The following is a 24,688-nucleotide window of genomic DNA, read 5'->3' on the forward strand; positions in this document are numbered from 1 at the left end:
AAATCGGAGATTGTACAGTCCAAACTTCACGCCATTATTCCAATACTAAAAAATATCCTTATTCCTCTAGTAGGTTGTTCCCCCTATGGATATTGGTACACTCCATCCAATGACCAGCTTTGCCTGTTCTTTAATTTGAGCATAGACGAAATTTATCATCCATTAATTTTTTGCCGTAGTGGGTATGTAAAGACTTTTAATCAATTGCTCTTGCTTGGCTTTGAACTGCTCCAAACATTCGTCAAATTGCTTTTCAACAGTTTGACGAACCAAGGCATACCCATCTTTACGCCAATCCTCCAAGGAATGGCCGTCAGCTTCCTTAACACAAGAAAAATCCGGTTCTTTCACCCCACCCAAATTACTGAATGTCATGCGCAGATGTACTTCATTATGCAGCAAATATTTATCTCCTCCACTTAATTTTTCATACACCAAATAAAACCGACCGGGCTGGATATAGATATTTTTAGCTATCCTCCCCTCATCCTGAACAGGTATTCCCGACACCCATGCCCGTATTTTTGGGGATAAATAATCGAAAACAGGATTAGGAAACTTTGGTTCTACCTCGCTGCCACGCAATTCATGTTTAGAAAAACCGTCAATCGGTTGACTATTAAAAGAAAAAATGCTTGCAATGGTGGCCAGCGTCGCTAAAGCTGTAGTACCAACTGTGTTCGACCTTCGGATAATCACCAAATTAGGTTCACTGACTTCGCCTATGCTGAAACGGCTATTCCTAATATCATGAGGATGATATAGCCGATCGATTATCTTAACTTCTTGTCCCTTCAATGTAATGATATGAGTGGCAACATCAGTATAATCCTTGCGATATGCTGCCTCCCTACGCGCCTTTTCCTCTTCAGGTGACAGCGGTTTGCTCGGCATAACAGAACATGCAGAAAGAGAGAACGCGATTGAAAGAACGATTAAACTTGTTTTATTCATTTTGATCAGCATTTTGTAAACGTTTTTAAACTAATAAATAATGTCCCAGGCTGCCTGAAACGCGAATCTAAACATCCGCGCTCCATTGCCAAAATGCAGGCTGCTTTTAATGCGCCGCCCATTCAATTGAGTTCAAATCAATCCCGTCTTTAAACATTTCCCACAACGGCGACAGTTCGCGCAGTTTGCCGATTTTGGATTTAATCAGCTCTGCGGCAAACTGCACTTCTTCTTCGGTGGTCATGCGGCCGAAAGTGATGCGCAGGGAGGAGTGCGCCAGTTCGTCGTTGCGGCCGAGCGCGCGCAGGACGTAGCTGGGTTCGAGCGAGGCGGAGGTGCAGGCGGAGCCGCTGGATACGGCGAGTTCTTTCACCGCCATAATCAGGCTTTCGCCTTCGACGAAGTTGAAGCTGACGTTCAGGTTGTTCGGGGCGCGGTGTTCGAGGTCGCCGTTGATATAGACTTCTTCGATGCCTTCGATGCCTTTGAGGAAGATGTCGCGCAGTTTGCGGTAGTGCGTCATGTCTTGCTCGAGTTCTTCTTTGGCGATGCGGAAGGCTTCGCCCATGCCGACGATTTGGTGGGTCGGCAGGGTGCCGCTGCGGAAGCCGCGTTCGTGGCCGCCGCCGTGCATTTGGGCTTCGAGGCGGACGCGGGGTTTGCGGCGGACATACAGCGCGCCGATGCCTTTGGGGCCGTACACTTTGTGGCCGGACATGGAGAGCAGGTCGATTTTGGCGGCTTCCACGTCAACAGGCACTTTGCCGCAGGCTTGGGCGGCATCGACGTGGAAGATGATTTTGCGTTCGCGGCAGATTTCGCCGATGGCGGGAATATCTTGCACCACGCCGATTTCGTTGTTCACCCACATCACGGAAATCAGGATGGTGTCGTCGCGGATGGCGGCTTTGAGCTCGTCCAAATCAATCAAACCGTTTTCCTGCACGCCGAGATAGGTTACTTCAAAGCCTTGGCGTTCGAGTTCGCGCATGGTGTCGAGCACGGCTTTGTGTTCGGTTTTGACGGTGATGAGGTGTTTGCCTTTGGATTGGTAGAAGTGTGCCGCGCCTTTGATGGCGAGGTTGTCGGACTCGGTCGCGCCGCTGGTGAAGACGATTTCTTTGGCATCGGCGTTAATCAGGGCGGCGATGTCGGCACGGGCTTTTTCCACGGCTTCTTCCGCCACCCAGCCAAATGCGTGGCTGCTGGATGCGGGGTTGCCGAAGGTTTCGGTTAAGTAGGGAATCATTTTTTCGGCAACGCGTTTGTCAACTGGGGTGGTGGCGGCGTAGTCCAAATAAACGGGGGTTTTAACGGTCATGGTGGTGTCCTTGAAGTATGTTGTTGTATCAATAAAATCAATGCATTGAAAAGTGCAGGCTGCTTTTGGCCGTAGTTTTGGTTTCCCGGCCGATGAGCGTGCCGATTCAATAAATATGCGTTATCTTGACGATTTGGGTGTTTTTGTCGGGCTGCTGCTGGGCAAGCAATCCGGCAAGCGTTACGCTGCTTAAATAAGCGTTAATGGTGTGATTCAGGTTTTCCCACAGATTATGGGTCAGACACGGCGCGCCGCTTTGGCAGTTGGCTTTGCCTTTGCACAGCGTGGCGTCCAGTTCGTCTTCGGCGGCGGCGATGATTTGGGCAATGTTGATTTCGCCCGCGTCGCGCCCCAAAATGTAGCCGCCGCCCGGCCCGCGTATGCTTTCGACCAAGCCGGCCCTGCGCAGTTTGCTGAATAATTGTTCCAGATAAGACAGCGAAATTTGCTGGCGTTCGCTAATGGAATTGAGTTTGACGGCATTGTTTTGCGCGTTAAGTGCCAAATCAATCATGGCTGTAACCGCAAATCGCCCTTTGGTGGTTAATCTCATGGTTCAAGCTCTGTTTAAGTGTTTTTCTTATGAGGTGCGATTGTGCAATATCCGAGTAATTTAGTCAAGATTAAAACGGGTGTCGAAAGCAGCCTGCACTTTGCCATATTTGATTTAAATCAATTATTTAATTTTTCAACATATTGATATTTATGAAAATATTTTATTGATGTTTTCTTATTCAGATTTCATCTATGATTTTTTCTCCGCACTCACCTACTCTTCACACAAAGGATTTCGCGCATGAAACAGGGCGGCCGATAATGGCGAAAAAAGCAAAAGCAACCTGCACTTTGCATTATGAAGTGCAGGCTGCTTTTTTGCCGTCCAAATCCGTCTTCACGCTTCTTCAAAGCCCGCTTCGTAGGCTTTTTTGTACCATTCGTCGGCCAATTTGCGGTTGCGTTTCGTGCCGAAACCGTTTTCATACATCATTGCCAAATTGTACATGCCTTCCGGGCTGTCGTTGCTGGCGGCAAATTGGTAATACAGAAAGGCTTTGCTGTCATCTTTCGGCGTGCCCTGCCCGTTGTAATGCAGGGTAGCCAATTCGTTCTGCGCTTGGCCAAGTTTGTTGCCGCCGGCCTGTTCGTAATATCGGCGCGCCAGCGCGTAGTCGTGCGGAATGGTTTTGCCGTAAGTGTAAATCAGCCCCAGTTCGGCATAGGCCTCCAAAACACTTTTTTCCGCTGCTTTTTTAAAGAAACCGACGGCTTTTTGCTCGTCTTTCTCCAGCAATCCGCCGTATGCGTATTCCCAACCCAAATTGTAATAGGCCATGCCATATTCTTGTTCGGCCGCGCGGTGCAGCCATTTCAGCGCTTCTTCTTTGTTTTGCGCCACACCCCGTCCTTCTGCATAACGTACATAAAGACTATTTTGCGCCTCGGCATCGCCTTGTTCGGCGGCGGCTTTGTACCACTTGAAGGAGGCTTCTGCATCCTCCTCCACCGCCTCGCCACGCATATAGGCCATAGCCAAATCTTTCTGTGCGGCCAGTTCGCCGCCCTCTGCCCGTGCCAACAGGTTTTCCCAATCGCTGCAGGCGGCATTTTGGCTGCGGATTTGTGCCAGTGTCGGAGCGTAATAGGCATTTTGTTCGGCCAATAATGCAAACAATGCTTCCGCTTTTGCCAAATCTTTCGGCACGCCGTCCAAGCCGTCGCGGTAAATCTATGCCAATTCAGACACCCATTCCTCCACACCGTATTCGGCCGCCTGTTCCAGCCACGCCACAGCTTTGCGCCCGTCCTGCGGCACACCTTTGCCCATTGCATACGCTTTGCCGACATAGTAATAAGCGTCAATCAAATCGTTTTCAGCGGCTTTGAGATACCATTTGAAGGCTTGTTTGTGTTCGCCTTTACCGGCATACAGATGGCCCAGGTTCAGCATGGCATGCGGCATGCCCATCTCTGCGGCTTTAATGAAGTATTTTTGCGCTTTTGGGTAATCGGTGGGGATGCCGTCATGAGTGTTGTAAAGCGTTCCCAGATTGTTATAAAGGTCGGTCAATTCAATGGTCGTCAGGTCTTGGGAATTCTTTTCGGCCAGCAGGTAATATTCCAGGGCTTTTTGATTATCCGGCTGGGGATTTTCGTCAAAATCGCCATCGTACCAAAACCCCAAAGTCAATGCAGCGTGTCCGTTTTGCGCCGCATGGGGTTCCAGCATGGACAGGCCTTTGGCCGTGTCAGGGGCAACTGTAATCCCGTTCAGATAAAACCGTCCCAAATTGGTTTCCGCCTGTTTGTCGCCTTGGCGGATGCCTTGTTCAAACCACTCCACGGCTTTCTCCGGCTCGCCGATGTTGTCATACAGCGCGCCGATACTATTGGCCGCCAGCGGATAACCCAAAGCATTGGCGCGACGGTACAGCAGCATGGCTTTTTCATCATCCGCTTCAACCAGTTCGCCAATGTGATACATCCGTCCCAGAAGATACATGGCTTCGGCATCGCCCTGCTCTGCGCGCCGCTGCAAATTTTCAAGATAGTTCGAGTGGTTCGTACGGAACAAACCGGCCAGTTTTTTCAACATATCGCGTTCCTGTCGGGTTGGTGGGAGAAGGGATTATATAGTAAATTAAATTCAAACTAGTACAGCGTTGCCAATGCCCTTATGTACTTGTACACGGCGGGCATTGCCACCTTATCCTAGTTTGATTAATCCTCTATACAAAACATCCGTCCTAATTACGCCAACGTTGGAAATAAGGCAGCCTGAAAAGCAAAAAATGCTTTTCAGGCTGCCTATTTTATGTGCAAATGCTATTGTCTTTTCGCACCGAATGAGCCGTTTACGTGAAGCAGGTCGCCACCTGGGATTGCATAAACGCCTTTGAACGTACCGCCCATTTCTGCGGCATTTGGGCCGTAGAAATTGCCCTGCATATTTAATGCGTCTTTTGTGCCGCTGAACGATGCGCCATTGATTGTGCCACCGAATTCCATAACAGCATTGGGCATGCCCAAACCACTATGGATTCTGCCATGGACGGTTTTTGCACCAAAGTCCACATCAAAATTGGCCGGCTGGGTTGTATAGGAGATTGCGGAGCTTGAAAACACGGAAGAGCCTGCGTAGCGCGCCGTGCCGCTGGTGGGAACATCGGCAATGGGGGTGAGGCTGCCGATGGCGAATGCACGGTACTGCAAAGAGTCAGTGTTGTCCATCTGCAAACCAAAGCGAGTATAACTCAGGCGGCTGTCGCCGATATGGGAGGCAACACCGCGTGCCCAAGAATCGTTCATGTGCAGCAGGGTTTGGCTTTCGGTGAAGGCTTCGGGGGTGGTGATGTTGATTTCGCGTCCCTGCACGGTAATGCTACTAAGATTGCCGTTAACGGGAACATTGCCTCTGCCTTGTGCGTATTCGTTAAAACTTCTGTCGTTTTCGGTGTAATACGCTGTACCGCCATATTGTGCCTGCGGAGCTGGGGTTGCAGGTGGTGTCGGCTGCTGGGGTGCAGGAGCGTTGTTACCGTTTCCGTTGCCACTGTTATTGACAACAGGTGGCTGGGGCGAGGGCGTGTTGCTGCTGAAATTTGGGGTATTATTTGATGAGCCGCTGCCGCCGCAGGCTGCCAATCCGAACAGAGCGGTGCAAAAAACGGTAACGGTTTTTAAGGCGGTTTTCTTCATAATCCTGATTCCTTTTTTTGAGAGGTTGCCCCCTGCCACCGAGTGGTACGCGGCAGATGGGGAATCGGCAGATACCGAGCGTGTGTATTATAACAGATTTTGCATTCAGGTTATGGAATTTTAAGATTTTTTTATTTAGTGAAATGGCGACACGATGGGGTTTCAGGCTACCTTTGTACACAAAACGCGTGGACAACGAGTGCCTATCCTACTTCTCCGTATAGCGGCCACACACGCATTCATTTTCTCTTCTGAATATTCCGTTTGATTTTCCTGCCGACCAACCACCCCAGCCCGCACGAACAAAGCAGAGCCGCAAAATAAACCCCGTCCCTTGTTGCTGCCGTCCATGCCGTTTTCGGCAAAAGCCGCATCACACCGTCTGCCAGCGCAAACAAAACCGCCAGCCATGCCGCAAATTGCAGCGCGCCCAGCAATGCGCCCACCGAATCAAGCAGATATGGCCGCAAGGTTTTTTGCGTGTAGTGAATACGCAGCTTGGCGAGCCAGAATAAAAATGCGGTGGCCAAAGCCGCGCCCACCGCCGCCGTGCCCCAAATGCCGGCGTTATCGTGCACAAAGCTGATGGGCACGACACGGTCGTTTTCAATCCGGTAACGCATCACGGCCATGCCCATGCCGAATTCGGCGGTGGCTTCAAAAGTGTCAGGGGCTATGCTTTCTACGAAATAAGCGCCGGTTTCCTGCGGCGGATTTTGCGGTTTTTCGCCGGGTCGGATTTGGTTTGGGTGGCGGAAGGCTAGCCCGCCTGCCTGCGTTTGAACCGGAACAAGGAAAAACGGCGACACGGCACCGTCCTGCGGATAATGCCGGGTCGCTGACCAACTCAGACATTCGTGCAAGGCGATAAACAGCGCAACCCACAAAACGCAGCCCAAAACGAATTTGAACAATCCGATAAAGGCGGCGCGGAGAAAAACAAGTAATTGGTGTTTCATTTGGTTTCAGCGCAGTGTTTGCAAAAACGGGTTAAACGCGATTTCCCACAAAAAGCCGTCCGGGTCGGCAATATAGCCGCTGTATCCGCCCCAAAATACTTTCTGCGGTGCTTTGACGATGTTCGCGTTTCGGGCGGCAAATGCGGCAAACAGCGCATCCACTTCGGCTTTGCTGCCGACATTGTGCGCCAGCGTGAAGCTTGGGAAACCGCTTCCCTGCGCCGATACCTGCGCGTCCTGCGCCAAGGCTTCCCTGCCGAACAGGGCCAACCGCAGCGCGTTTCCCGTTTGGAAAAACGCAATGTGTTCGTTGCCGTCTTCCGTTTCCCGCCAGCCGAATACGTTGCGGTAAAAACGGCGGGACGCGGCAAGGTCAGCCACGCCGAGCGTAATGTAGTTGATGTGCTGCTCCATAGCATTCTCCGTTTCATGATTGATTGGGTGTGCAGGCTGCCTGAAACACAAAGGGCGCGGGCTTCAAAAGCAGCCTGCACCCTTCAAAACGGCTTAATTATCCAGCCCTTCCTGCACCATCTGCGCCGCACGCAGCACCGCGCGCGCCTTGTTTTGCGTTTCCTGCCATTCGGCTTCTTCCACGCTGTCGGCCACGATGCCGCCGCCACTTTGCACATACAGCGTGCCGTCTTTAATCACAGCGGTGCGGATGGCGATGGCCAAATCCATGTCGTTGTTGAACGCCCACACGCCCACGGCGCCGCCGTAGATATTGCGTTTTTCGGGTTCCAACTCTTCAATGATTTCCAGCGCGCGTACTTTGGGCGCTCCGGACAATGTGCCGGCGGGGAATGTGGCGGCAAGGATGTCCATATTGCCGATTTCGGGTTGCAGGCTGCCTTCCACGTTGGAAACGATGTGCATGACGTGCGAATATTTTTCCACCACCATTTTTTCGGTGACGGACACGCTGCCGGTCCGGCTGATGCGGCCCACATCGTTGCGGCCCAAGTCAATCAGCATGGTGTGTTCGGCAATTTCTTTTTCGTCGGCCAGCAAATCGCGTTCGTTTGCCGTGTCCTGTTCGGGCGTTGCACCGCGCAGCCGCGTGCCGGCAATGGGGCGGACGACGACTTTGTCGCGCTCGCGGCGCACCAAAATTTCAGGCGACGAGCCGACGATGTGGAAATCGCCGAAATCGTAGTAAAACAGATAGGGCGACGGGTTGAGCGTGCGCAGGGCGCGGTATAGGTGCAGCGGTTTGTCGGCAAAGGGCAGGCTCATGCGCTGGCTGGGGACGACCTGCATGCAGTCGCCGTCCAGAATGTAGTCGCGCACGCGCTGCACGTAGGATTTGTAGCGCGCTTCGCCGGTGAGGTGTTCGAGCTCGGTTTTTTGACTGCCCAGCGACAGGGGGATGGCGACGCTCTGGCGCAGTTTTTCGCGTAATGATTCCAGTTTGGCGCGCGCGTGTTCATAGCCCTGCGGCTGGGACGGGTCGGCATATACAATCAGATAGATTTTGCCGCTCAGGTTGTCCACCACCGCCAATTCCTGCGACAACATCAGGAAAATATCGGGCGTGCCGAGCGGGTCGCCTTTTGCAGGCTGCTTCAAGCGGTGGGCGATGTGCTCGAAATGGTAAATGCTCTCGTAGCCGAAATAGCCCACCAATCCGCCGGTGAAGCGGGGCAGCTTGGGGATTTCGGGCGTTTTGAAACGGGCGTGGAACTGCTCGATAACGTGCAGCGGGTTGCCTTCGTGCGTTTCGGCGAGTTGGTGGTTGCGGTAGATTTCAGTGGTGCTGCCGGAAACTTTGAGGTAGGTGTCGCACGGCAGGCCGATGAAGGAATAGCGCCCGAAGCGTTCGCCACCCACCACGGATTCGAGCAGGTAGGAAAACGGGCGGTTGGCGAGTTTCAGGTAAAGCGACAGGGGCGTGTCCAAATCTGCCAGCAGTTCTTGGACGAGGGGGATGCGGTTATAGCCCTGCGCGGCTTGGGATTGGTATTCTTGTTTGGTCATCATGGCTGGTGTTCCTTTGTGTGGTGGGTGCAGGCTGCTTTTTCGTTATCGCGGCAACGGTTCAGCTGCCACAGCTGTGCATATTTCAAAAACGTATAAACCGCGTTCATGGCGGCAATCATCAAACCGGGCTGGCCGTCCAGAAAGCCGCGTTTGAGCAGGTAAAACCGCACGAATGCAAACACGGCGCGGCAGGTGGCGGAAAACGGCGTGGCGCGCTTTATGCCCTGCCGCTGCGCCGCCCAGGCAAACGCATATTGCTGCATTTTCGCCAAATGCTGTGCCAAATCGTGATAAGTGAAATGCAGCACGTCGCCCTGCAATTCGATAATGCGCGCACCTTGCGGCACACGCACGGATTCGTGCACTAAATCGTCGCTATATTGCGTGTGGGCAACGGGATAGCAGCGCACGATGCGGTCGGGATACCAGCCGCTGTGGCGGATTTCGCGCCCGTAGGCCACGCTCAGGCGGTTGATGGAAAACACGGTCTTGCCGTCGGCTTCGTGGGCGGCAAGCTGCCGGCGGATATCTTGGCGCGCGGCTTCGGAAAGCCGCTCGTCCGCGTCCAACCAAAGCACCCACGGCGTGCGGATAAAGGCGTGCGCACGGTTGCGTTGCGCGCCGAAGCCTGGCCAATCGTCAAAAACATGCACGTCGGCACCGTATTGGCGGGCGATTTCTGCCGTATTATCGCAACTGCCGGAGTCGATCATCACGATGTCGCAGCCCAAATCCTTCACGCTATCGAGGCATTGCGCCAGCACGCGCTCTTCGTTTTTGGTAATCAGGGCAATGGTCAGCAGGGAATGCAGGGGCAGCATGGGTTTCTCTAAATCAATCGTTCGGACGGCGCTTCGGGGCAAGGGTGCAGGCTGCTTTTCGGCAGGCCGCATAGCCAAAGCAAATTCGGCGTATAATACGCGCGTTTTCCTTTTTTCAAAAGCAGCCTGCACATGAAAATCCTCATTCTGGGCAGCGGCCAAGTCGGTTCCACCATTGCCCAAGAGCTTGCCGCCATGCCCAACCACGACGTGACCATCATCGACACCGACGAAGCCGCCCTGCGCAACACCGGCAGCCGGCTGGACGTGCAGACCATTGTCGGCAACGGCTCGTCGCCCATGATTCTGGAACAGGCGGGCGCGGCCGACACCGATATGCTGCTGGCCCTCACGCGCAACGACGAAACCAACCTCGTGGCGTGCAAACTGGCGGCGGAACTGTTCAACATCCCGCAGCGCATTGCCCGCGTGCGTTCGGTCGATTATCTGGAATACGGCCAAGACGAAAGCAAAGGCCTCGATGCCGACAAATCCCTTTCTGACAGCCTGAACGCCTTCGCCATCACCGACTCCATCCACCCCGAACATTTGGTGACGGAACACTTGGTCGGCCTGCTCAACTATGTGCGCGCGCTGCAAGTGCTGCCCTTTGCCAACGACAAAGTGCGGCTGGTGGTGGCGCAGGCAAAAGCAGGCGACGGCATCATCGGCAAGACCATTGAAACGCTGGTCGCCCTGCTGCCCGAAAACACCGACTGCCAAATCTGCTCCATCTACCGCGGCAACCGCCTGATTGTGCCGCAGTCCGACACCGTGATTCAGGAAGGCGACGAAATCGGCTTTGCCGTGGAAGCGCAATCAATGGCCACGGTGATGTATGTGCTGTTCCACTACAAACAGTCCAACCACCGCCTCATCATTGCCGGCGGCGGCAACATCGGCTACCGGCTCGCCAAACGGTTAGAAGACAAATTCAACATCAAAATTATCGAAAGCAACGCGGCGCGCGCGGAATGGCTGGCCGAAAATCTGGACAACACCCTGGTGCTGCACGGTTCGGCCAGCGACGAAGATTTGCTGAAAACCGAATACATCGACGAAATCGACGTGTTCTGCGCCATCACCAACGATGATGAAAACAACATCATGTCCAGCCTGCTGGCAAAAAACTTGGGTGCCAAACGCGCCATCAGCATCATCAACCGCTCGCGTTATGTGGATTTGCTGACGGGCAACCAAATCGACATCGTGGTGTCGCCGCACCAAATCACCATCGGCAGCGTTCTGTCGCATGTGCGGCGCGGCGATATTGCGGCGGTCTATCCGCTGCGGCGCGGCACGGCGGAAGCCATCGAAGCGGTGGTGCACGGCGACCGGCACACGTCCTCGCTGGTCGGCCGGCGTGTCGATGAAGTGAAATGGCCGGCCGGCTGCCACATTGCCGCCATCGTGCGCGGCGACGAAGTCATCATGGGGCGCGACCACAGCCAAATCCTGCAAGACGGCGACCATATCGTCTTTTTCGTGTCGCGCCGCCGCGTGTTGCGCGAATTGGAAAAGCTGATTCAAGTGAAAATGGGCTTCTTCGGTTAAGCGTGCCGCTAAAAGCAGCCTGAAAATATCATTTCGCATTATTAGGCAGCCTGAAAATGACCCCACGCATCTTTATTACCACCACCGTGCTCAAACTGCTCATCGCCATCGCCCACCTGATTGCATGGTGGCTGCTGATGATGGTGATGGCGTGGGGCTTTCGCCAACTGCCCGCCGAGCAATACGCCGAAGGCGACGCAATCAGCCCGATGTTCACCGTTTTGGTGCGCACGCCGCAGGGCAAGGTTTTGCCGCAGCGGCTGCAAAATCTGAAAAGCAACGAAACCCTGCTGCGCCAAGCGTTCAGCCGCGATGATGAGAACGGGCGTTTTTTCAGCCTAACGCCCGTTGCGCCCGATGCGTTTGAATTGTTTGTGAATTACGACACCGCGCAGTTCACGCAGCGATACCGCATTACGGCGGATGGCAAGGTGGTGCCGCTGTCGTTCAAATCATGGAGCGCGGGGCATGGCTTTATCTTGTTTTTGCTGTCGTTTCCGTTGTTTGCGTTGCTCAAATGGCTGCTACGCCGTTGGCTTTTCAGGCTGCCTTTGCGGCACAGCGATGCCGCACCGTCTCATTAAAAAAAACAGAGGCTTAGGAAGGAAAATCACCCAAATCAGTGATAAGCTTCTGAAATGAAATTAAAAAAACAAGTATCAAAAGTTCAGCAAAATTTCTGAACCACAATTTCGTCAAATTCTACGGCTATTTGCCTTGGATTTGACTGCTTCTGATACTGCCAGATTAACTGGCATCAGTGTCAGAAGTATCAACACGCTATTCTTAAAATTACGGCAACGGTTAGCTGCTGAATGTGAGCAGCTAACTCCTTTTGGTGGTGTTGTTGAACTTGACGAATCCTACTTTGGTGCGAAGCGTATTCGTGGTAAACGCGGACGCAGTGCCGGTGGCAAAACCATCGTCTTTGGGGTACTCAAACGGGGAGATAAGGTCTATACGGAAATCGTACCCGACGCCTCCAAAGCCACGCTACAAAAGGTTATACGCGGACATATCTCCATTGAGAGCGTCATCAATACTGACGGATGGCGCGGTTATCATGGTTTGATTGATATGAGATTTGCAAAGCATTTTAGGGTGTATCACGGGCAAAATGAGTTTGCTCGTGGAGCGCAACACATTAACGGTATTGAGTCGTTTTGGAGTTATGCGAAACACCATCTGATACACAACATGGTGTAGCAAAACATACGTTTTACTTGCATCTGAAAGAAACTGAATTTCGCTTCAATCACAGGCATGATGATTTGTACAAAGTACTGCTGAAAATGTTGCGGAATGATCCTTTAAAATGATTTTTGCTTCCTAAGCCCCTTTGATTTTCTGCCGTGAAATCATTGGCGCGATACACTTATCCACACATTGCCCACACGCTTATCGCCAAAACACACCCATTCTCCCCAAAAGCAGCCTGCACCATGACTTCCCCCGCCATCCAATCGCCCCAAAACCCCCAGCTCAAACACCTTGCCAAGCTGCTCGGCCACGCCAAACACCGCCGCGAACACAGCCAGGCCGTCTTGGAAGGCGCGCATCTGCTCACGGCCTATTTGGACGCGGGCAACACGCCGCTGCAAGTGTACCTTCCGGAACACCGCCTGCACGAACCCGAAATCGCCGCACTCTTGTGCAGGCTGCCTGCCGATATCGTCCAACCCGTCAGCGGCAAAGCACTGGGCAAAATCACCCAACTGCACCAAGCCGAAGACCTGATGACGCTGATTGCGCTGCCGCCGCCCGTCGCGCCCGAATCACCCGATTATGTGCTGCTCGACCGCGTGCAGGACGCAGGCAATGTCGGCACGGTGCTGCGCAGCGCGGCGGCGGCCGGCATCCGCCAAATCGTCTTGGGCGAAGGCTGCGCCGATGCCTATTCCCCCAAAGTCCTGCGTGCCGGCATGGGCGCGCACTTCCTGCTTCACATCCAAGAGCGCGTCTGCCTGACCGAATGGTGCGCCCGCTATCCGCACGCCGTATACGCCACCGCATTGGACGGTAATCGCCCCGCCCTACTCTACCAACTGGATTTGCGCGCGCCCTGCGCCTGGATTTTCGGCAACGAAGGCAGCGGCGTATCGCCCGAACTCATCGCGCTGGCGGGCAGAAGCGTGAAAATCCCCATGCAGGGCGCGACCGAATCGCTGAACATCGCCCAAGCCGCCACCGTCTGCCTGTTCGAGCAAATGCGCCAACGCTGGCAGCAACAGCCATAACATAACGATGTGTTGCAGGCAGCCGCCAAATCGAAAGCAACCTGCACTTGCCGCTATACAATTTAGTATTTCTGTTCTAAAATGCACCACCTTTGATTTTGCGCAAAAATGCCCGATTTTTCGCACAAAAGCTGGATTTTTTGCAGCAAAATCGTCAAAATTACCCATTTGCAAAACGCCGTTGCGGCGCACATAGAATTTTTACTTTTTGACAATATAAACCGATAGGAAGAAACATGGACTTACGCAAATTAAAGAAACTGATTGATTTGGTTGAAGAATCCGGCATTGCCGAAATTGAAGTGACCGAAGGCGAAGAAAAAGTCCGCATCACGCGCTCGGTGGCGGCTCCTGCCGTGCAAACCGTTTATGCCGCCGCGCCTGCACCGGTGGCCGCACCCGCTGCCGCCGCACAAGCCGCATCCGCTCCTGCTGCCCCCGCCGCTCCGGCCGCCGCGCCCGCCAACCACGCCAATGCACAAAAATCACCGATGGTCGGCACGTTCTACCGCGCGGCCAGCCCCACTTCCGACCCGTTTGTGGAAGTCGGCCAAACCGTGAAGGAAGGCCAAACCCTGTGCATTATCGAAGCCATGAAGCTGATGAACGAAATCGAAGCGGAAAAATCGGGCGTGGTCAAAGCCATTTTGGTGGAAAACGGCACTCCGGTGGAATACGGCGAACCTTTGTTTGTGATTGAATAATCCGGGTGCAGGCTGCTTTTGAACCGTGCGCGCTCCGCCGGAAAAAGCAGCCTGCACACCAAAATCCGTTAGGAAAACAAAATGTTGAAAAAAGTATTGATTGCCAACCGGGGCGAAATCGCCCTGCGGATTTTGCGCGCCTGCCGCGAAATGGGCATTGCCACCGTTGCCGTGCATTCCGAAGCCGACCGCGAAAGCCTGCACGTCAAACTGGCGGACGAAAGCGTTTGTATTGGCCCCGCGCCATCGCCGCAAAGCTATTTGAACATTCCCGCACTGATTTCCGCCGCCGAAGTGACCGGTGCGGACGCCATCCACCCGGGCTACGGCTTTTTGGCCGAAAACGCCAATTTTGCCGAGCAAGTGGAAAAATCCGGCTTCATCTTCATCGGCCCGAAAGCCGACACCATCCGCCTGATGGGCGACAAAGTTTCCGCCAAACACGCCATGATTGAAGCGGGCGTGCCCTGCGTTCCCGGCTCGGAAGGCGCATTGTCGGACGACCCGGCGGAAATCCTGAAAACGGCAGACAAAGTCGGCTTCCCCGTCATCATCAAAGCATCGGGCGGCGGCGGCGGACGCGGTATGCGCGTCGTTGAAAAGAAAGAAGATTTGATTAAGGCCGTGGAAATGACCAAGGCGGAGGCCGAAGCCGCGTTCGGCAATCCGATGGTGTATATGGAACGCTTCCTACAACGGCCGCGCCATGTGGAAATCCAAGTGCTGGCAGACGAACACGGCAATGCGATTTATCTGGGCGAACGCGACTGCTCCATGCAGCGCCGCCACCAAAAAATCATCGAAGAAGCGCCCGCGCCGTTCATCACGCCCGAAGAGCGCGCCAAAATCGGCCAATCGTGCGCCGATGCCTGCAAACGTATCGGCTACCGCGGCGCAGGCACGTTCGAGTTCCTGTATGAAGACGGCGAGTTCTTCTTCATCGAAATGAACACGCGCGTGCAGGTGGAGCACCCGATTACCGAGCTGGTCACTGGAGTGGACATCGTGCAGGAACAGCTTCGCGTGGCCGCAGGATTGCCACTGCAATACCGTCAGGAAGACATCGTGCTGAAAGGCCATGCGTTTGAGTGCCGCATCAACGCGGAAGACCCGTACACCTTCATCCCCAGCCCCGGCCTGATTGAAAGCTGTCACCTGCCCGGCGGCTTGGGCGTGCGCGTGGACAGCCACATTTACCAGGGCTACAAAATCCCGCCGAACTACGACAGCCTCATCGGCAAAATCTGCGTACACGGCAAAACGCGCGAACTGGCAGTGGCAAAAATGCGCGTCGCCATGGACGAATTGGCGGTGAACGGCATCAAAACCAACGCGCCGCTGCACCGCGATTTGTTCCGCGACGAAGGCTTTATCAAAGGTGGCGTTTCCATCCATTATCTGGAACACTGGCTGGCGGAGCGCAAAGAGCGTTTGGCCAAAGAAAAAGCCTAAATCCGGCAAAGGCAAAAAAGCAGCCTGCACTTCGTTTTACAAGGGTGCAGGCTGCTTTTTACCAACCTATACAATTACCCGCACACGCTATACAATCCCCCATTTCCACACCGCATTTTGCTGTTGCCATGATGTATCCACAACTCTCGTTCGATTTTGACGAAACCGCCTATCCGCGCTTTGACAAACTCCTGGGCAACGCCAATGCGGAACTCATCTACATCTTGCAGCAGGAACACGACCAATTCCTTTATTTGTGGGGCGAACAAGGTTCGGGCAAAAGCCACATTTTGCAGGCATGGGTCGGGCAGGCGGCACATGCGGGGCACAGCGCCCTGTATATCGACGTCGGCAAAACCCCGCTGCACGACACCGCCGCCGAATACGATTTCGTCGCCATCGACCAAGTCGAACGGCTCAACGACCAAGAACAAGCCGTTTTGTTCGATATTTTCAACCATTTCCGCAACAGCCAAAAAGGCCACCTGCTCCTATCCGCCGACGTGCCGCCCGGCCGCCTGCACCTGCGCGAAGATTTGCGCACCCGCATGAGCTATTGCCTGGTTTACGAAGTGAAATCACTCAGCAGCGAAGAAAAAATTCAAGCATTGGCCAATATGGCGCAGGCGCGGCAACTGAGCATCGACCCCGACATCTACCGCTACCTGCTCGAACACTGGCGGCAGGATTTGAACAGCCTGCTCACCATGTTCAACGATTTGGCCAACTATTCCATCACGCAAGGCAAACCCATCACCCTGCCCCTGCTGCGCAAACTCTTAAAGCAGCAGGAAAACGCATAAAAAACCCTCCAACAGGACAACCATCATGACCACCAAACCTTTCAGCTTCGAATTCTTCCCCACCCGCACACCCGAAGGCCGCGCCAAACAGGTCATCACCCGCAAACAGCTGAGCCAGTTCAACCCGTCGTTTTTCTCCTGCACGTCCGGCGCAGGCGGCAGCACGCGCGAAGGCACCATGCAGACCATCGGCGACATTCTGTCCGAAGGCATTGCCGCCGCACCGCACCTGCCCTGCATCGGCATGACCGCAGACGAAGTGAAGGCCCTGCTCACGCAATACAAAGCCATGGGCGTGAAACACATTGTCGCCCTGCGCGGCGATATCCCCTCCGGCATCGGCTTGGGTATGGACGGCATGCGTTATGCCAACGAACTGGTGGAACTGATTAAAACCGAACACGGCAGCGATTTCCACGTCGAAGTGGCCGCCTATCCCGAATTCCACCCGCAGGCGCGCAGTGCCGAAGACGACATCAACCATTTCGTGCGCAAAGTCAATGCCGGTGCCGATTCCGCCATCACGCAATATTTTTACAACGCCGATGCCTATTTCCGCTTTGTCGATGACGTGCAAGGACGCGGCGTGCGCATTCCCATCATCCCCGGCATCATGCCGATTGCCAGCTTTGCCAAACTGGCGCGCTTCTCCGACACTTGCGGCGCCGAAATCCCGCGTTGGCTGCGCCTGAAACTGCAATCGTATGCCGACGACAGCGCCTCCATCAAAGCATTGGCCTTGGACGTGGTGACCGACATGTGCGAACGCCTGCTGCGCGAAGGCGCGCCCGGCCTGCATTTTTACACGCTCAACCAAGCGGGTTTGGTATCCACCATCTGCCAGCGTTTAGGCTATTAAACTGCTGCAAAAAGCAGCCTGCACCTTCTCGAAATGGAGAATTCTCATGAAAAACATTGTGTTGATATTTGCCGCCGCTCTCATCCTATCCGCCTGCCGTGCCACGCCGAAAGAATGCACACGCAAAGACATCGTGCCGCCCAAAGAATTACGCCGACCGTCGGTACAATACCCTCCGGCATCGCAAAACGACGGCGACGAAGGCACCGTTACACTGCTGCTCGCCGTGCAGACAGACGGCAGCATATCGGATATCCGAATTGCACGCAGCAGCGGCTATCAGCGCTTGGATGCCGCCGCAGTAAGAAGTCTCCGCCAAGCCAAATTCCAGCCGGCCACCTGCCACGGCAAACCCATTGCGGTGCGGATACATCAATCGTTCATATTCAAAATAGACTGATGGCAGCCCCTCACTGAAGCAGCCTGCACCTTCTCGAAATGGAAAATTCTCATGAAAAACATTGCCTTGATATTTGCCGCCGCCCTTGCCCTGTCCGCCTGCCGCGCCACACCGAAAGAATGCACACCCAAAGACATCCGGCCGCCGAAAGAGTTACACCGTCCCTCGTTGCAATACCCTTCGGCATCGCAAGACGTCGGCGACGAAGGCATCGTTACACTACGGTTTATCGTGCAGCCGGACGGCAGCGTATCGGATATCCAAATTGCGCGCAGCAGCGGTCATCGGCGCTTGGATGCCGCCGCGCAAAGAAACCTCCGCGACACCAAGTTCCAGCCGGCCACCTGTCACGGCAAACCCATTGCGATGCGGATGCATTACTCGTTCACATTCGAACTGACTGACGACAGCTAGTTTCTCCACGAAAGCAGCCTGCACTTTTTGCGACACTCCGCCGCCCCAAAGTGCAGGCTGCTTGCATTCGCCCGCATTTGTCATTAAAATGCGCCGCTTTCTTGCAGTATCTTTAACATCACGCCCGTTCCGGCATCCTTCCCCTTTCCATCAAAACCCGCGCCGCCGCCGCCCAAAGTGCAGGCTGCCTTTATTCTGAAAACACCATCCGTTATGCACGTTTCCGAATTACAAACCAAACACATTACCGAACTTTTGGCGCAAGCCGAACAAATGGGCATTGAAAACGCCAACCGCCTGAGAAAACAAGACCTCGTCTTCACCATCGTGCGCAAACTGATGGAAAACGGGCAAGAATTCATCTGCTCCGGCACGCTCGAAACCCTGCCCGACGGCTACGGCTTCCTGCGCAGCGCCGCCACATCGTATCTGGCCTGCCCGGACGACATTTACGTATCGCCGCACCAAATCCGCCGTTTCAACCTGCACACGGGCGACACCATCGAAGGCACCGTGCGCGTGCCCAAAAACGACGAAAAATACTTCGCCCTCGTACGGCTGGACAGCGTGAACGGCGACCATCCCGAAAAATGCCGCCACAAAATCCTGTTCGAAAACCTCACGCCGCTCTTCCCCGAAAAGCAACTGAAATTGGAGCAGGACAACCTCTCGGCCGAAAACATCACCGGCCGCATCATCGACTTGATTTCGCCCATCGGCCTGGGGCAGCGCGCGCTTTTGGTCGCCCCGCCCAAAACGGGCAAAACCGTGATGCTGCAAAACATTGCCCACGCCATCACCGCCAATTATCCGGATGTGGAACTGATTGTGCTGCTGATTGACGAGCGCCCCGAAGAAGTGACCGAAATGACCCGTTCCGTGCGCGGCGAAGTGGTGGCTTCCACCTTTGACGAACCGGCGCAACGCCATGTGCAAGTGGCCGAAATGGTGATTGAAAAAGCCAAGCGCATGGTGGAACACAAAAAAGACGTGGTCATCCTGCTCGACAGCATCACGCGGCTGGCACGCGCTTACAACACCGTGGTGCCGACATCGGGCAAAATCCTCACCGGCGGCGTGGATGCCAACGCGCTGCACCGCCCCAAACGCTTTTTCGGCGCGGCACGCAACACAGAAGAAGGTGGCTCGCTCACGATTATCGCCACCGCGCTGGTCGATACCGGCAGCCGCATGGACGACGTGATTTTTGAAGAATTTAAAGGCACGGGTAATATGGAGCTGAACTTGGAGCGCCGCCTGGCCGAAAAACGCGTGTTCCCCGCCATCAACATCAACAAATCCGGTACGCGCCGCGAAGAATTGCTGGTGCCGGCCGACCAACTGCAGAAAATGTGGGCGCTGCGCCGCGTCATCCATCCGATGGACGATATTGAAGCCGCCGAATTCCTGCTCGATAAAATCAAGAAAACCAAAAACAACGACGACTTTTTCGATTCCATGCGCGGCGGCTCAACCGTCGGAAAAACGGTGGCGAAAACCACGGTGGCGGCCAAAACCGATTCGCCCGTTGCCAAACCACGCATCCGCAAAACCAAAACGGCGGAATAATCAGCAAATAATTGTTTAAACAATATTTTTAAATGTGCAGGCTGCTTTTTAGCGCTCAAAAAGCAGCCTGCACCCCACCGACACGGAAAACCCATTATGAAGAAACCCCAACGCAACGGCTATGCCCGCATCGACCGCGTGAAAGAGCAAGTGATGCGCGAGCTGGCCGAGCTGGTACGCACCGAATTGAAAGACCCACGCGCCGGCTTTATCACAATTAACGACGTGGAAGTGAGCCGCGACTACAGCCACGCCACGGTTTACTACACCGTATTGAACGGCGACCGCGCTGCCAGCGCGCAGGCTTTGGAAAAGGCCAAAGGCTTCCTGCGCAGCGAGCTGTCGCGGCGCATCACCGTGTTCCGCACGCCGGAATTGCATTTTGAATACGACGAATCGCTGGAACGCGGCGTGAACCTGTCGCAACTCATCGACCAAGCCGCCGCCGAAAAACCGGTGCAGGATTAACCCATTTTGCAATGTGCTGGCTGCTTTTCGGGCATTCAAAAAGCAGCCTGCACCGCAATCCGAACACCACAGCCGCCATGACCACCATCGCCTTCTGCGCCGGTTCCGCCCGCCCTTACCTTGCCGCGCTTGACCAAATCCCTGCCGACGTATTGGTCGGCGTCGATGCCGGTGCCAACGCATTGGCCGAACACGGCCGCATTCCCGATTGGGCGGTGGGCGATTTCGACAGCATCGAGCCGCCTGCCGAATGCCGCCGTATCGTCCGCCTACCCGCGCAAAAAGACGACACGGATTTGGAAGCGGCATTAAGCCTTGTGTTGGCACATTATCCGCCGGAAAACATTGACCGAATCGTGATTTTGGGCGCATTGGGCGCCGGCAGGCTGGACCATTTGCTGGCCAATGTCTGGCTGGCGTACCAGCCGCGTTTTGCTCCGTATTTGACCAAAATGCTGTGGCTGGAGCACAACAACCGGATGCAGTTTTTCCAAGCGGGTGAGCATGTGTGGCAACGCGATGCCGATAAAAAATATGTTTCGTTCATCGGCATGACCCCGATTAAATCGCTCAGCCTCTCCGGCCTGCTGTATCCGCTGGACAACGCACAGTTTGCCCGGCCGATGGCTTTGGTCAGCAACGAATGCTTGGGCGGCGAAATGCGGTTTTCGTTCAAATCCGGCTTATTGTGCGGCATTCAAAGCTCGGATTTGCCGCCCTCCGCCGCTGCAAAATGAGCCGTGCCCGGCGCGGCAATATCCCCTTTCGCGAAAACGTGCTATGATTTGCGCCCTCGCGCTACTTGGCTCTATACAGTATTCCCATTATATTAACTCAATAAAAAGGACTATTTATGGCAACACTTACCGAACAGGACATCCTTGCTTGGAACGGCCCGGAAAGCGATTATATGAACGAACAGCATTTGGCGTTTTTCCGCGCTTTGCTGACCCAAATGCAGAATGATTTGATTTCCCGCGCCGATGCCACCGCTGTGCATCTGCAAGAGCACGAAACCGCGCCCGACCCTGCCGACCGCGCATCGCAGGAAGAAGAATACGCGCTGGAACTGCGCACACGCGACCGCGAACGCAAACTGCTGGTGAAAATCCAAGAATCGCTGCGCGAAATTGATTCGGGCGACTACGGCTACTGCCGCGACACGGGCGAACCCATCGGTTTGCGCCGCCTGCTGGCCCGCCCGACGGCGACTTTGTCGGTGGAAGCGCAGGAACGCCGCGAACGTTTGAAGAAACAGTTTGCCGATTAAATTCCCAGAAGCCCAAAAGCAGCCTGCACTTTGCACGGCGCGGTTTCGCAGCAATATGCAGGCTGCTTTGGGCGATACCCGCGTGTGTTGGCGGGTTTTTTTATATCATGGGCGAACTGTGCCTCCGCCGCACCTAAACCTAATGTGTATCGCCCTGATATCCATTGCCCCATCCTCCGACCGAATATGAATACCCACACTTATTTGCGCGCCGCCCAAGCTGCGTGGTTCGGCCTTATTTTCATCACCTTGGCATGGGACGGCTGGTATGCGCCGCTGCATACGGGCTACTGGCTGCCCGCCATCAAACTGCTGCCCCTGCTGCTGCCTTTGCGCGGCATCGTGTCGGGGCGGGTGTATACCTATCAATATTGCTCCATGCTGATTTTGGCGTATTTTGCCGAATCCATCATGCGTCTGTGGGACATGCAGCCTGCAAGCCGTCTTTGGGCGGCGGCGGCCATGCTGTGCACCATCGTGTTTTTCGTCTGCAACCTGGCGTATTTGAAACAGTTCAAAACCCCGCGCAAAGGAAAGTCTTCATGAAACACAATCCTCCCTCTTCCGTCTTCGGCCTGGCTTTGGGACTGTTTCTGATTGCCGTCGTACCGTTTTTGTCGATTTGGCGCGTGGGCCCGCTGCCCAGCTTTTTCTTGGAATCCGGCTCGCTGCTGTTTGCTTTGTGTTTTGTGGCCATCAGCATCGGTGCAGGCTGCCTGCGCGTGCGTTTGCCCGCCTCCAGCATCTATTGGCTGGTTTTGGCGGCATTTTGGTCGTTTCAGGCACGCTGGATGCACCTGACCTATCCCGGCATGAGCAGCATCGTGTCCTACACCTTTGTGATTTTGGCTCTAATGTGCTGGGCATGCAGGGGCTGGCTGCTGCGCGAAGGGGAAGAACGCGTGGTCAGCACGCTGGCCGCCGTGCTGGTGGTGGGCTGTGTCATGCAGTCCGTCATCGGCTGGCTGCAATACACCGGCTTGGCCAAGCATTTCACCGGCTACCTCATGTACCGTACCGGCATTGTGGAAGGCCAACTGGCGCAACGCAACCATTTCGGGCATTACCTGATGTGGGGCGTGCTCTCCGCTTCATGGCTTTGGGCGCAACGCCGTTTGCCGACCATTCTGGCCGCCGCCTGCGTTTTGCTGTTTGCTTCCACCATGTCGCTGACCGGCTCGCGCACCGTTTTGGCCTATGTTTTGATGCTGGCCGTGTGGCTGCCGATTTGCCTGCTGCTGGGCGGGCGCGAAAACCGGCGCACCGTTGTGGCGTTGGCCACGGGCGCACTCACCGTCCTGATTTGCCAATACACGGTCGAACCCGTGCTGGGCTGGTTCACCCAAACCGAATCGCTGCAAAGCGCGGTGGAACGCATGCACGGCGCGCAACTGGAAGGCTCTGGACGCGGTTACGAATGGCGCAAAGCATGGCAGATTTTCTTGAATGCGCCTTGGCTGGGCAACGGCTGGGGCAGCTATCCGCTGTACGGTTTTCTAGAAAACGTGTATCCAAACGGCTTCCGCCCTTATGAAAACAACGTGCTGTTCACGCACAGCCACAATTCGTTTTTGAACCTGCTGGCGGAAATGGGCATTATCGGCACCGCCTTGGTGCTGGGCGGCCTGCTGTGGGCAGTCAAAGGCAGCCTGCAACGCGCCCACCAGCCCGCAGGCGGCTTCCTGCTGGCGCTGATCGGCGTATCGCTGGTGCACAGCATGCTGGAATACCCTTTGTGGTACATCTATTTCTTAACGCCATTTGCCCTGTTTGTCGGCTTCACGCCGCCGGCGCGCAGGACAGATAAATATGCCTATTCAAAAAGCAGCCTGCACCTGGTTTTGCAGGGTGGCGCAGCCCTTGCCTGCCTGTTTTTCACCGTCGGCATCGTCCGTTTGGCGTTTGTCTATCAAGAGCTACGCCATTTCTCGGGCACGCCCAGCACGGAAGTCGTGAAACGAACGGAACAGATTGTCGGCCTGTTGCGCATCGCCAAAACCGAGCCGATGCTGCGTTATTACGCCCAATTCCAGCTCACCTCGTTCATCGACCCGAATTCGGCCAGCCAGCCTGATTGGGCATACGCCACCGCCCGCGATGCACTGCGCTACCGCCCGTATGCCAACGCCCACAAATACGCCTTTGCCGCCTACCGCGAAGGCAAAGTGGAAGAAGCGCGCGACTGGCTGCGGCTCATGTATCATTATTATCCGAGCAAAATGAACGCTTATGCCGCGCCCATCATGAACACGCCGTATTACACCAACTTGCGCGCCGATTTCGCCCGTTCCTGCCAGGCCTACCGCAAACGCGTGCCCGAAGCCGATTTCTGCGCCGAAGCCCTGCCGCCGCTGCCGCAAAAAATCACAGAGAAAAAGCGTTAAGACAAGGTATTTAATGCAAAATCGCGCAAAAGAGACAAACAAACCGCTATGAATGTAAAGATAATGCTGCTAATATAGGCGGCGTTTACATTTCATTTTAATGAGCAAAGGAGTGGCCATGAGTCGCGTATTATTGGTAGATGATGATGATTTGTTGACCGAATTGCTGACAGAATATCTGACTGCCGAAGGTTTGGAAGTGAACCGCATGCCCGATGGCGAAAAAGGCGTGCAGGAAATCCTGAACGGCCCGGGCTACGATGTGGTGGTGCTGGATTCCATGATGCCGAAAATGAACGGTTTGGACGTGCTGAAAACCGTGCGCGCGCAAAGCAAAATCCCCGTGATTATGCTGACGGCAAAAGGCGACGATATCGACCGCATCATCGGCTTGGAAATGGGCGCGGACGACTATGTGCCCAAACCTTGCCAGCCGCGCGAGCTTTTAGCGCGCATCAACGCCATCCTGCGCCGCGCACAGCAAACCACGGAAAACCCCAGCGTGGTCAATAGCATCAGCGCCAGCGGCATTACCCTCTTCCCGGCCAAACGCCAAGCCATGATTGGCGATGCCGCGCTGGAATTGACCAGCACCGAATTCAACCTGTTGGAAGTGCTGATGCGCCACGCCGGACAAGTGGTGAGCAAAGAGAACCTGTCACAAGAAGCCCTCGACCGCAAATTGGCCAAATTCGACCGCAGTATCGATGTGCATATTTCCAGCATCCGCCACAAACTGGGCGATGCATCGTTGATTCAAACCGTGCGCGGTTTGGGTTACCTGTTTGTGAAAAACTGATGAAGGCATAAGGGTGCAGGCTGCTTTTTAGAAACGGAAAA

Annotated in this window: 26 protein-coding genes and 1 pseudogene; 17 read left to right on the top strand and 10 right to left on the bottom strand. The window is 54.8% G+C overall.

Features of this window, described 5'->3' with window-relative positions; genetic code table 11:
- Positions 1-162 precede the first annotated feature (162 nt).
- From HMPREF9098_RS04560 to HMPREF9098_RS04605, 10 genes are all read right to left on the bottom strand, one after another.
- The gene (locus tag HMPREF9098_RS04560; RefSeq protein ID WP_003782437.1) at positions 163-966 is read right to left on the bottom strand and encodes a hypothetical protein; all 804 of its coding nucleotides are present in this window, start codon (positions 964-966) and stop codon (positions 163-165) included.
- A 94-nt stretch (positions 967-1,060) separates the two neighbouring features.
- On the bottom strand, positions 1,061-2,275 hold the full coding sequence (locus tag HMPREF9098_RS04565) for an IscS subfamily cysteine desulfurase (RefSeq protein WP_003782438.1): 1,215 nt from the start codon (positions 2,273-2,275) through the stop codon (positions 1,061-1,063).
- 106 nt (positions 2,276-2,381) lie between these two features.
- Entirely contained in the window at positions 2,382-2,828 is a 447-nt protein-coding gene (gene iscR / locus HMPREF9098_RS04570; protein WP_003782439.1) for a Fe-S cluster assembly transcriptional regulator IscR, read from the bottom strand.
- Between the two features lie 339 nt (positions 2,829-3,167).
- Positions 3,168-3,977, bottom strand: a complete 810-nt coding sequence (locus HMPREF9098_RS12075; RefSeq protein ID WP_198489552.1) for a tetratricopeptide repeat protein — start codon at positions 3,975-3,977, stop codon at positions 3,168-3,170.
- Positions 3,978-4,001: 24 nt separating this feature from the next.
- Entirely contained in the window at positions 4,002-4,868 is an 867-nt protein-coding gene (locus tag HMPREF9098_RS12080) for a tetratricopeptide repeat protein (RefSeq protein ID WP_003782441.1), read from the bottom strand.
- Between the two features lie 230 nt (positions 4,869-5,098).
- Positions 5,099-5,971, bottom strand: coding sequence for a transferrin-binding protein-like solute binding protein (locus HMPREF9098_RS11380; protein WP_003782443.1), 873 nt, complete (start codon positions 5,969-5,971; stop codon positions 5,099-5,101).
- 239 nt (positions 5,972-6,210) lie between these two features.
- Positions 6,211-6,930: a hypothetical protein gene (locus tag HMPREF9098_RS04590; protein WP_003782445.1), complete on the bottom strand. Its 720-nt coding sequence runs from the start codon at positions 6,928-6,930 to the stop codon at positions 6,211-6,213.
- Positions 6,931-6,936: 6 nt separating this feature from the next.
- Complete coding sequence (locus HMPREF9098_RS04595; RefSeq protein ID WP_040564268.1) at positions 6,937-7,344, bottom strand: VOC family protein; 408 nt, start codon at positions 7,342-7,344, stop codon at positions 6,937-6,939.
- A 93-nt stretch (positions 7,345-7,437) separates the two neighbouring features.
- Positions 7,438-8,913: an anthranilate synthase component I gene (gene trpE, locus HMPREF9098_RS04600; protein ID WP_003782447.1), complete on the bottom strand. Its 1,476-nt coding sequence runs from the start codon at positions 8,911-8,913 to the stop codon at positions 7,438-7,440.
- Entirely contained in the window at positions 8,910-9,866 is a 957-nt protein-coding gene (locus tag HMPREF9098_RS04605) for a glycosyltransferase family 2 protein (RefSeq protein ID WP_003782448.1), read from the bottom strand. The genes trpE and HMPREF9098_RS04605 overlap by 4 nt, the downstream gene beginning before the upstream one ends.
- On the opposite strand from HMPREF9098_RS04605, the gene trkA reads away from it, so the two are divergent.
- The 17 genes and pseudogenes from trkA to HMPREF9098_RS04690 all read left to right on the top strand — a co-directional run bounded on the left by trkA (position 9,867) and on the right by HMPREF9098_RS04690 (position 24,647).
- Complete coding sequence (trkA, locus tag HMPREF9098_RS04610) at positions 9,867-11,288, top strand: Trk system potassium transporter TrkA (protein WP_003782449.1); 1,422 nt, start codon at positions 9,867-9,869, stop codon at positions 11,286-11,288.
- A gap of 56 nt (positions 11,289-11,344) precedes the next feature.
- Positions 11,345-11,872: a hypothetical protein gene (locus HMPREF9098_RS04615; RefSeq protein WP_003782450.1), complete on the top strand. Its 528-nt coding sequence runs from the start codon at positions 11,345-11,347 to the stop codon at positions 11,870-11,872.
- 91 nt (positions 11,873-11,963) lie between these two features.
- Positions 11,964-12,607 (top strand): annotated as a pseudogene (locus HMPREF9098_RS04620) (IS1595 family transposase).
- Between the two features lie 123 nt (positions 12,608-12,730).
- On the top strand, positions 12,731-13,525 hold the full coding sequence (locus HMPREF9098_RS04625) for a TrmH family RNA methyltransferase (protein WP_040564269.1): 795 nt from the start codon (positions 12,731-12,733) through the stop codon (positions 13,523-13,525).
- 236 nt (positions 13,526-13,761) lie between these two features.
- Positions 13,762-14,229, top strand: coding sequence for an acetyl-CoA carboxylase biotin carboxyl carrier protein (gene accB / locus HMPREF9098_RS04630; protein ID WP_003782454.1), 468 nt, complete (start codon positions 13,762-13,764; stop codon positions 14,227-14,229).
- 81 nt (positions 14,230-14,310) lie between these two features.
- Entirely contained in the window at positions 14,311-15,681 is a 1,371-nt protein-coding gene (accC, locus tag HMPREF9098_RS04635; protein WP_003782458.1) for an acetyl-CoA carboxylase biotin carboxylase subunit, read from the top strand.
- 131 nt (positions 15,682-15,812) lie between these two features.
- Positions 15,813-16,484, top strand: coding sequence for a DnaA regulatory inactivator Hda (hda, locus tag HMPREF9098_RS04640; protein WP_040564724.1), 672 nt, complete (start codon positions 15,813-15,815; stop codon positions 16,482-16,484).
- Between the two features lie 25 nt (positions 16,485-16,509).
- The gene (gene metF, locus HMPREF9098_RS04645; protein ID WP_003782461.1) at positions 16,510-17,343 is read left to right on the top strand and encodes a methylenetetrahydrofolate reductase [NAD(P)H]; all 834 of its coding nucleotides are present in this window, start codon (positions 16,510-16,512) and stop codon (positions 17,341-17,343) included.
- 46 nt (positions 17,344-17,389) lie between these two features.
- Positions 17,390-17,743, top strand: a complete 354-nt coding sequence (locus HMPREF9098_RS04650; RefSeq protein ID WP_003782463.1) for an energy transducer TonB — start codon at positions 17,390-17,392, stop codon at positions 17,741-17,743.
- 51 nt (positions 17,744-17,794) lie between these two features.
- Positions 17,795-18,157: an energy transducer TonB gene (locus HMPREF9098_RS04655; RefSeq protein ID WP_003782464.1), complete on the top strand. Its 363-nt coding sequence runs from the start codon at positions 17,795-17,797 to the stop codon at positions 18,155-18,157.
- Between the two features lie 213 nt (positions 18,158-18,370).
- Positions 18,371-19,726, top strand: a complete 1,356-nt coding sequence (gene rho / locus HMPREF9098_RS04660; RefSeq protein WP_003782466.1) for a transcription termination factor Rho — start codon at positions 18,371-18,373, stop codon at positions 19,724-19,726.
- 96 nt (positions 19,727-19,822) lie between these two features.
- Positions 19,823-20,194 carry a 30S ribosome-binding factor RbfA gene (gene rbfA / locus HMPREF9098_RS04665; RefSeq protein WP_003782468.1) on the top strand — a complete coding sequence of 124 codons (372 nt, stop codon included), beginning with the start codon at positions 19,823-19,825 and terminating at the stop codon, positions 20,192-20,194.
- A gap of 11 nt (positions 20,195-20,205) precedes the next feature.
- Positions 20,206-20,931 carry a thiamine diphosphokinase gene (locus HMPREF9098_RS04670; protein ID WP_003782470.1) on the top strand — a complete coding sequence of 242 codons (726 nt, stop codon included), beginning with the start codon at positions 20,206-20,208 and terminating at the stop codon, positions 20,929-20,931.
- Positions 20,932-21,047: 116 nt separating this feature from the next.
- Positions 21,048-21,464: an RNA polymerase-binding protein DksA gene (gene dksA, locus HMPREF9098_RS04675; protein ID WP_003782471.1), complete on the top strand. Its 417-nt coding sequence runs from the start codon at positions 21,048-21,050 to the stop codon at positions 21,462-21,464.
- 186 nt (positions 21,465-21,650) lie between these two features.
- Entirely contained in the window at positions 21,651-22,010 is a 360-nt protein-coding gene (locus tag HMPREF9098_RS04680; protein ID WP_003782473.1) for a DUF2069 domain-containing protein, read from the top strand.
- On the top strand, positions 22,007-23,848 hold the full coding sequence (locus tag HMPREF9098_RS04685) for a PglL family O-oligosaccharyltransferase (RefSeq protein ID WP_003782474.1): 1,842 nt from the start codon (positions 22,007-22,009) through the stop codon (positions 23,846-23,848). Before HMPREF9098_RS04680 ends, HMPREF9098_RS04685 begins: the two co-directional genes overlap by 4 nt.
- A 118-nt stretch (positions 23,849-23,966) precedes the next feature.
- Positions 23,967-24,647 (top strand): response regulator transcription factor, encoded by a 681-nt coding sequence (locus HMPREF9098_RS04690; protein ID WP_040564270.1) that lies wholly within the window; start codon positions 23,967-23,969, stop codon positions 24,645-24,647.
- Positions 24,648-24,688: the final 41 nt, after the last annotated feature.

Source organism: Kingella denitrificans ATCC 33394 (genome assembly GCF_000190695.1).
Taxonomy (GTDB): domain Bacteria; phylum Pseudomonadota; class Gammaproteobacteria; order Burkholderiales; family Neisseriaceae; genus Kingella_A; species Kingella_A denitrificans.

Excerpts from the sequence above, each read along its gene's own strand:
- HMPREF9098_RS04560 (WP_003782437.1), bottom strand. The coding sequence starts at position 966 with ATGCTGATCAAAATGAATAAAACAAGTTTAATCGTTCTTTCAATCGCG.
- HMPREF9098_RS04565 (WP_003782438.1), bottom strand. The coding sequence starts at position 2,275 with ATGACCGTTAAAACCCCCGTTTATTTGGACTACGCCGCCACCACCCCA.
- iscR (WP_003782439.1), bottom strand. The coding sequence starts at position 2,828 with ATGAGATTAACCACCAAAGGGCGATTTGCGGTTACAGCCATGATTGAT.
- HMPREF9098_RS12080 (WP_003782441.1), bottom strand. The coding sequence starts at position 4,868 with ATGTTGAAAAAACTGGCCGGTTTGTTCCGTACGAACCACTCGAACTAT.
- HMPREF9098_RS11380 (WP_003782443.1), bottom strand. The coding sequence starts at position 5,971 with ATGAAGAAAACCGCCTTAAAAACCGTTACCGTTTTTTGCACCGCTCTG.
- HMPREF9098_RS04590 (WP_003782445.1), bottom strand. The coding sequence starts at position 6,930 with ATGAAACACCAATTACTTGTTTTTCTCCGCGCCGCCTTTATCGGATTG.
- HMPREF9098_RS04595 (WP_040564268.1), bottom strand. The coding sequence starts at position 7,344 with ATGGAGCAGCACATCAACTACATTACGCTCGGCGTGGCTGACCTTGCC.
- trpE (WP_003782447.1), bottom strand. The coding sequence starts at position 8,913 with ATGATGACCAAACAAGAATACCAATCCCAAGCCGCGCAGGGCTATAAC.
- trkA (WP_003782449.1), top strand. The coding sequence starts at position 9,867 with ATGAAAATCCTCATTCTGGGCAGCGGCCAAGTCGGTTCCACCATTGCC.
- HMPREF9098_RS04615 (WP_003782450.1), top strand. The coding sequence starts at position 11,345 with ATGACCCCACGCATCTTTATTACCACCACCGTGCTCAAACTGCTCATC.
- HMPREF9098_RS04625 (WP_040564269.1), top strand. The coding sequence starts at position 12,731 with ATGACTTCCCCCGCCATCCAATCGCCCCAAAACCCCCAGCTCAAACAC.
- accB (WP_003782454.1), top strand. The coding sequence starts at position 13,762 with ATGGACTTACGCAAATTAAAGAAACTGATTGATTTGGTTGAAGAATCC.
- accC (WP_003782458.1), top strand. The coding sequence starts at position 14,311 with ATGTTGAAAAAAGTATTGATTGCCAACCGGGGCGAAATCGCCCTGCGG.
- hda (WP_040564724.1), top strand. The coding sequence starts at position 15,813 with ATGTATCCACAACTCTCGTTCGATTTTGACGAAACCGCCTATCCGCGC.
- metF (WP_003782461.1), top strand. The coding sequence starts at position 16,510 with ATGACCACCAAACCTTTCAGCTTCGAATTCTTCCCCACCCGCACACCC.
- HMPREF9098_RS04650 (WP_003782463.1), top strand. The coding sequence starts at position 17,390 with ATGAAAAACATTGTGTTGATATTTGCCGCCGCTCTCATCCTATCCGCC.
- HMPREF9098_RS04655 (WP_003782464.1), top strand. The coding sequence starts at position 17,795 with ATGAAAAACATTGCCTTGATATTTGCCGCCGCCCTTGCCCTGTCCGCC.
- rho (WP_003782466.1), top strand. The coding sequence starts at position 18,371 with ATGCACGTTTCCGAATTACAAACCAAACACATTACCGAACTTTTGGCG.
- rbfA (WP_003782468.1), top strand. The coding sequence starts at position 19,823 with ATGAAGAAACCCCAACGCAACGGCTATGCCCGCATCGACCGCGTGAAA.
- HMPREF9098_RS04670 (WP_003782470.1), top strand. The coding sequence starts at position 20,206 with ATGTGCTGGCTGCTTTTCGGGCATTCAAAAAGCAGCCTGCACCGCAAT.
- dksA (WP_003782471.1), top strand. The coding sequence starts at position 21,048 with ATGGCAACACTTACCGAACAGGACATCCTTGCTTGGAACGGCCCGGAA.
- HMPREF9098_RS04680 (WP_003782473.1), top strand. The coding sequence starts at position 21,651 with ATGAATACCCACACTTATTTGCGCGCCGCCCAAGCTGCGTGGTTCGGC.
- HMPREF9098_RS04685 (WP_003782474.1), top strand. The coding sequence starts at position 22,007 with ATGAAACACAATCCTCCCTCTTCCGTCTTCGGCCTGGCTTTGGGACTG.
- HMPREF9098_RS04690 (WP_040564270.1), top strand. The coding sequence starts at position 23,967 with ATGAGTCGCGTATTATTGGTAGATGATGATGATTTGTTGACCGAATTG.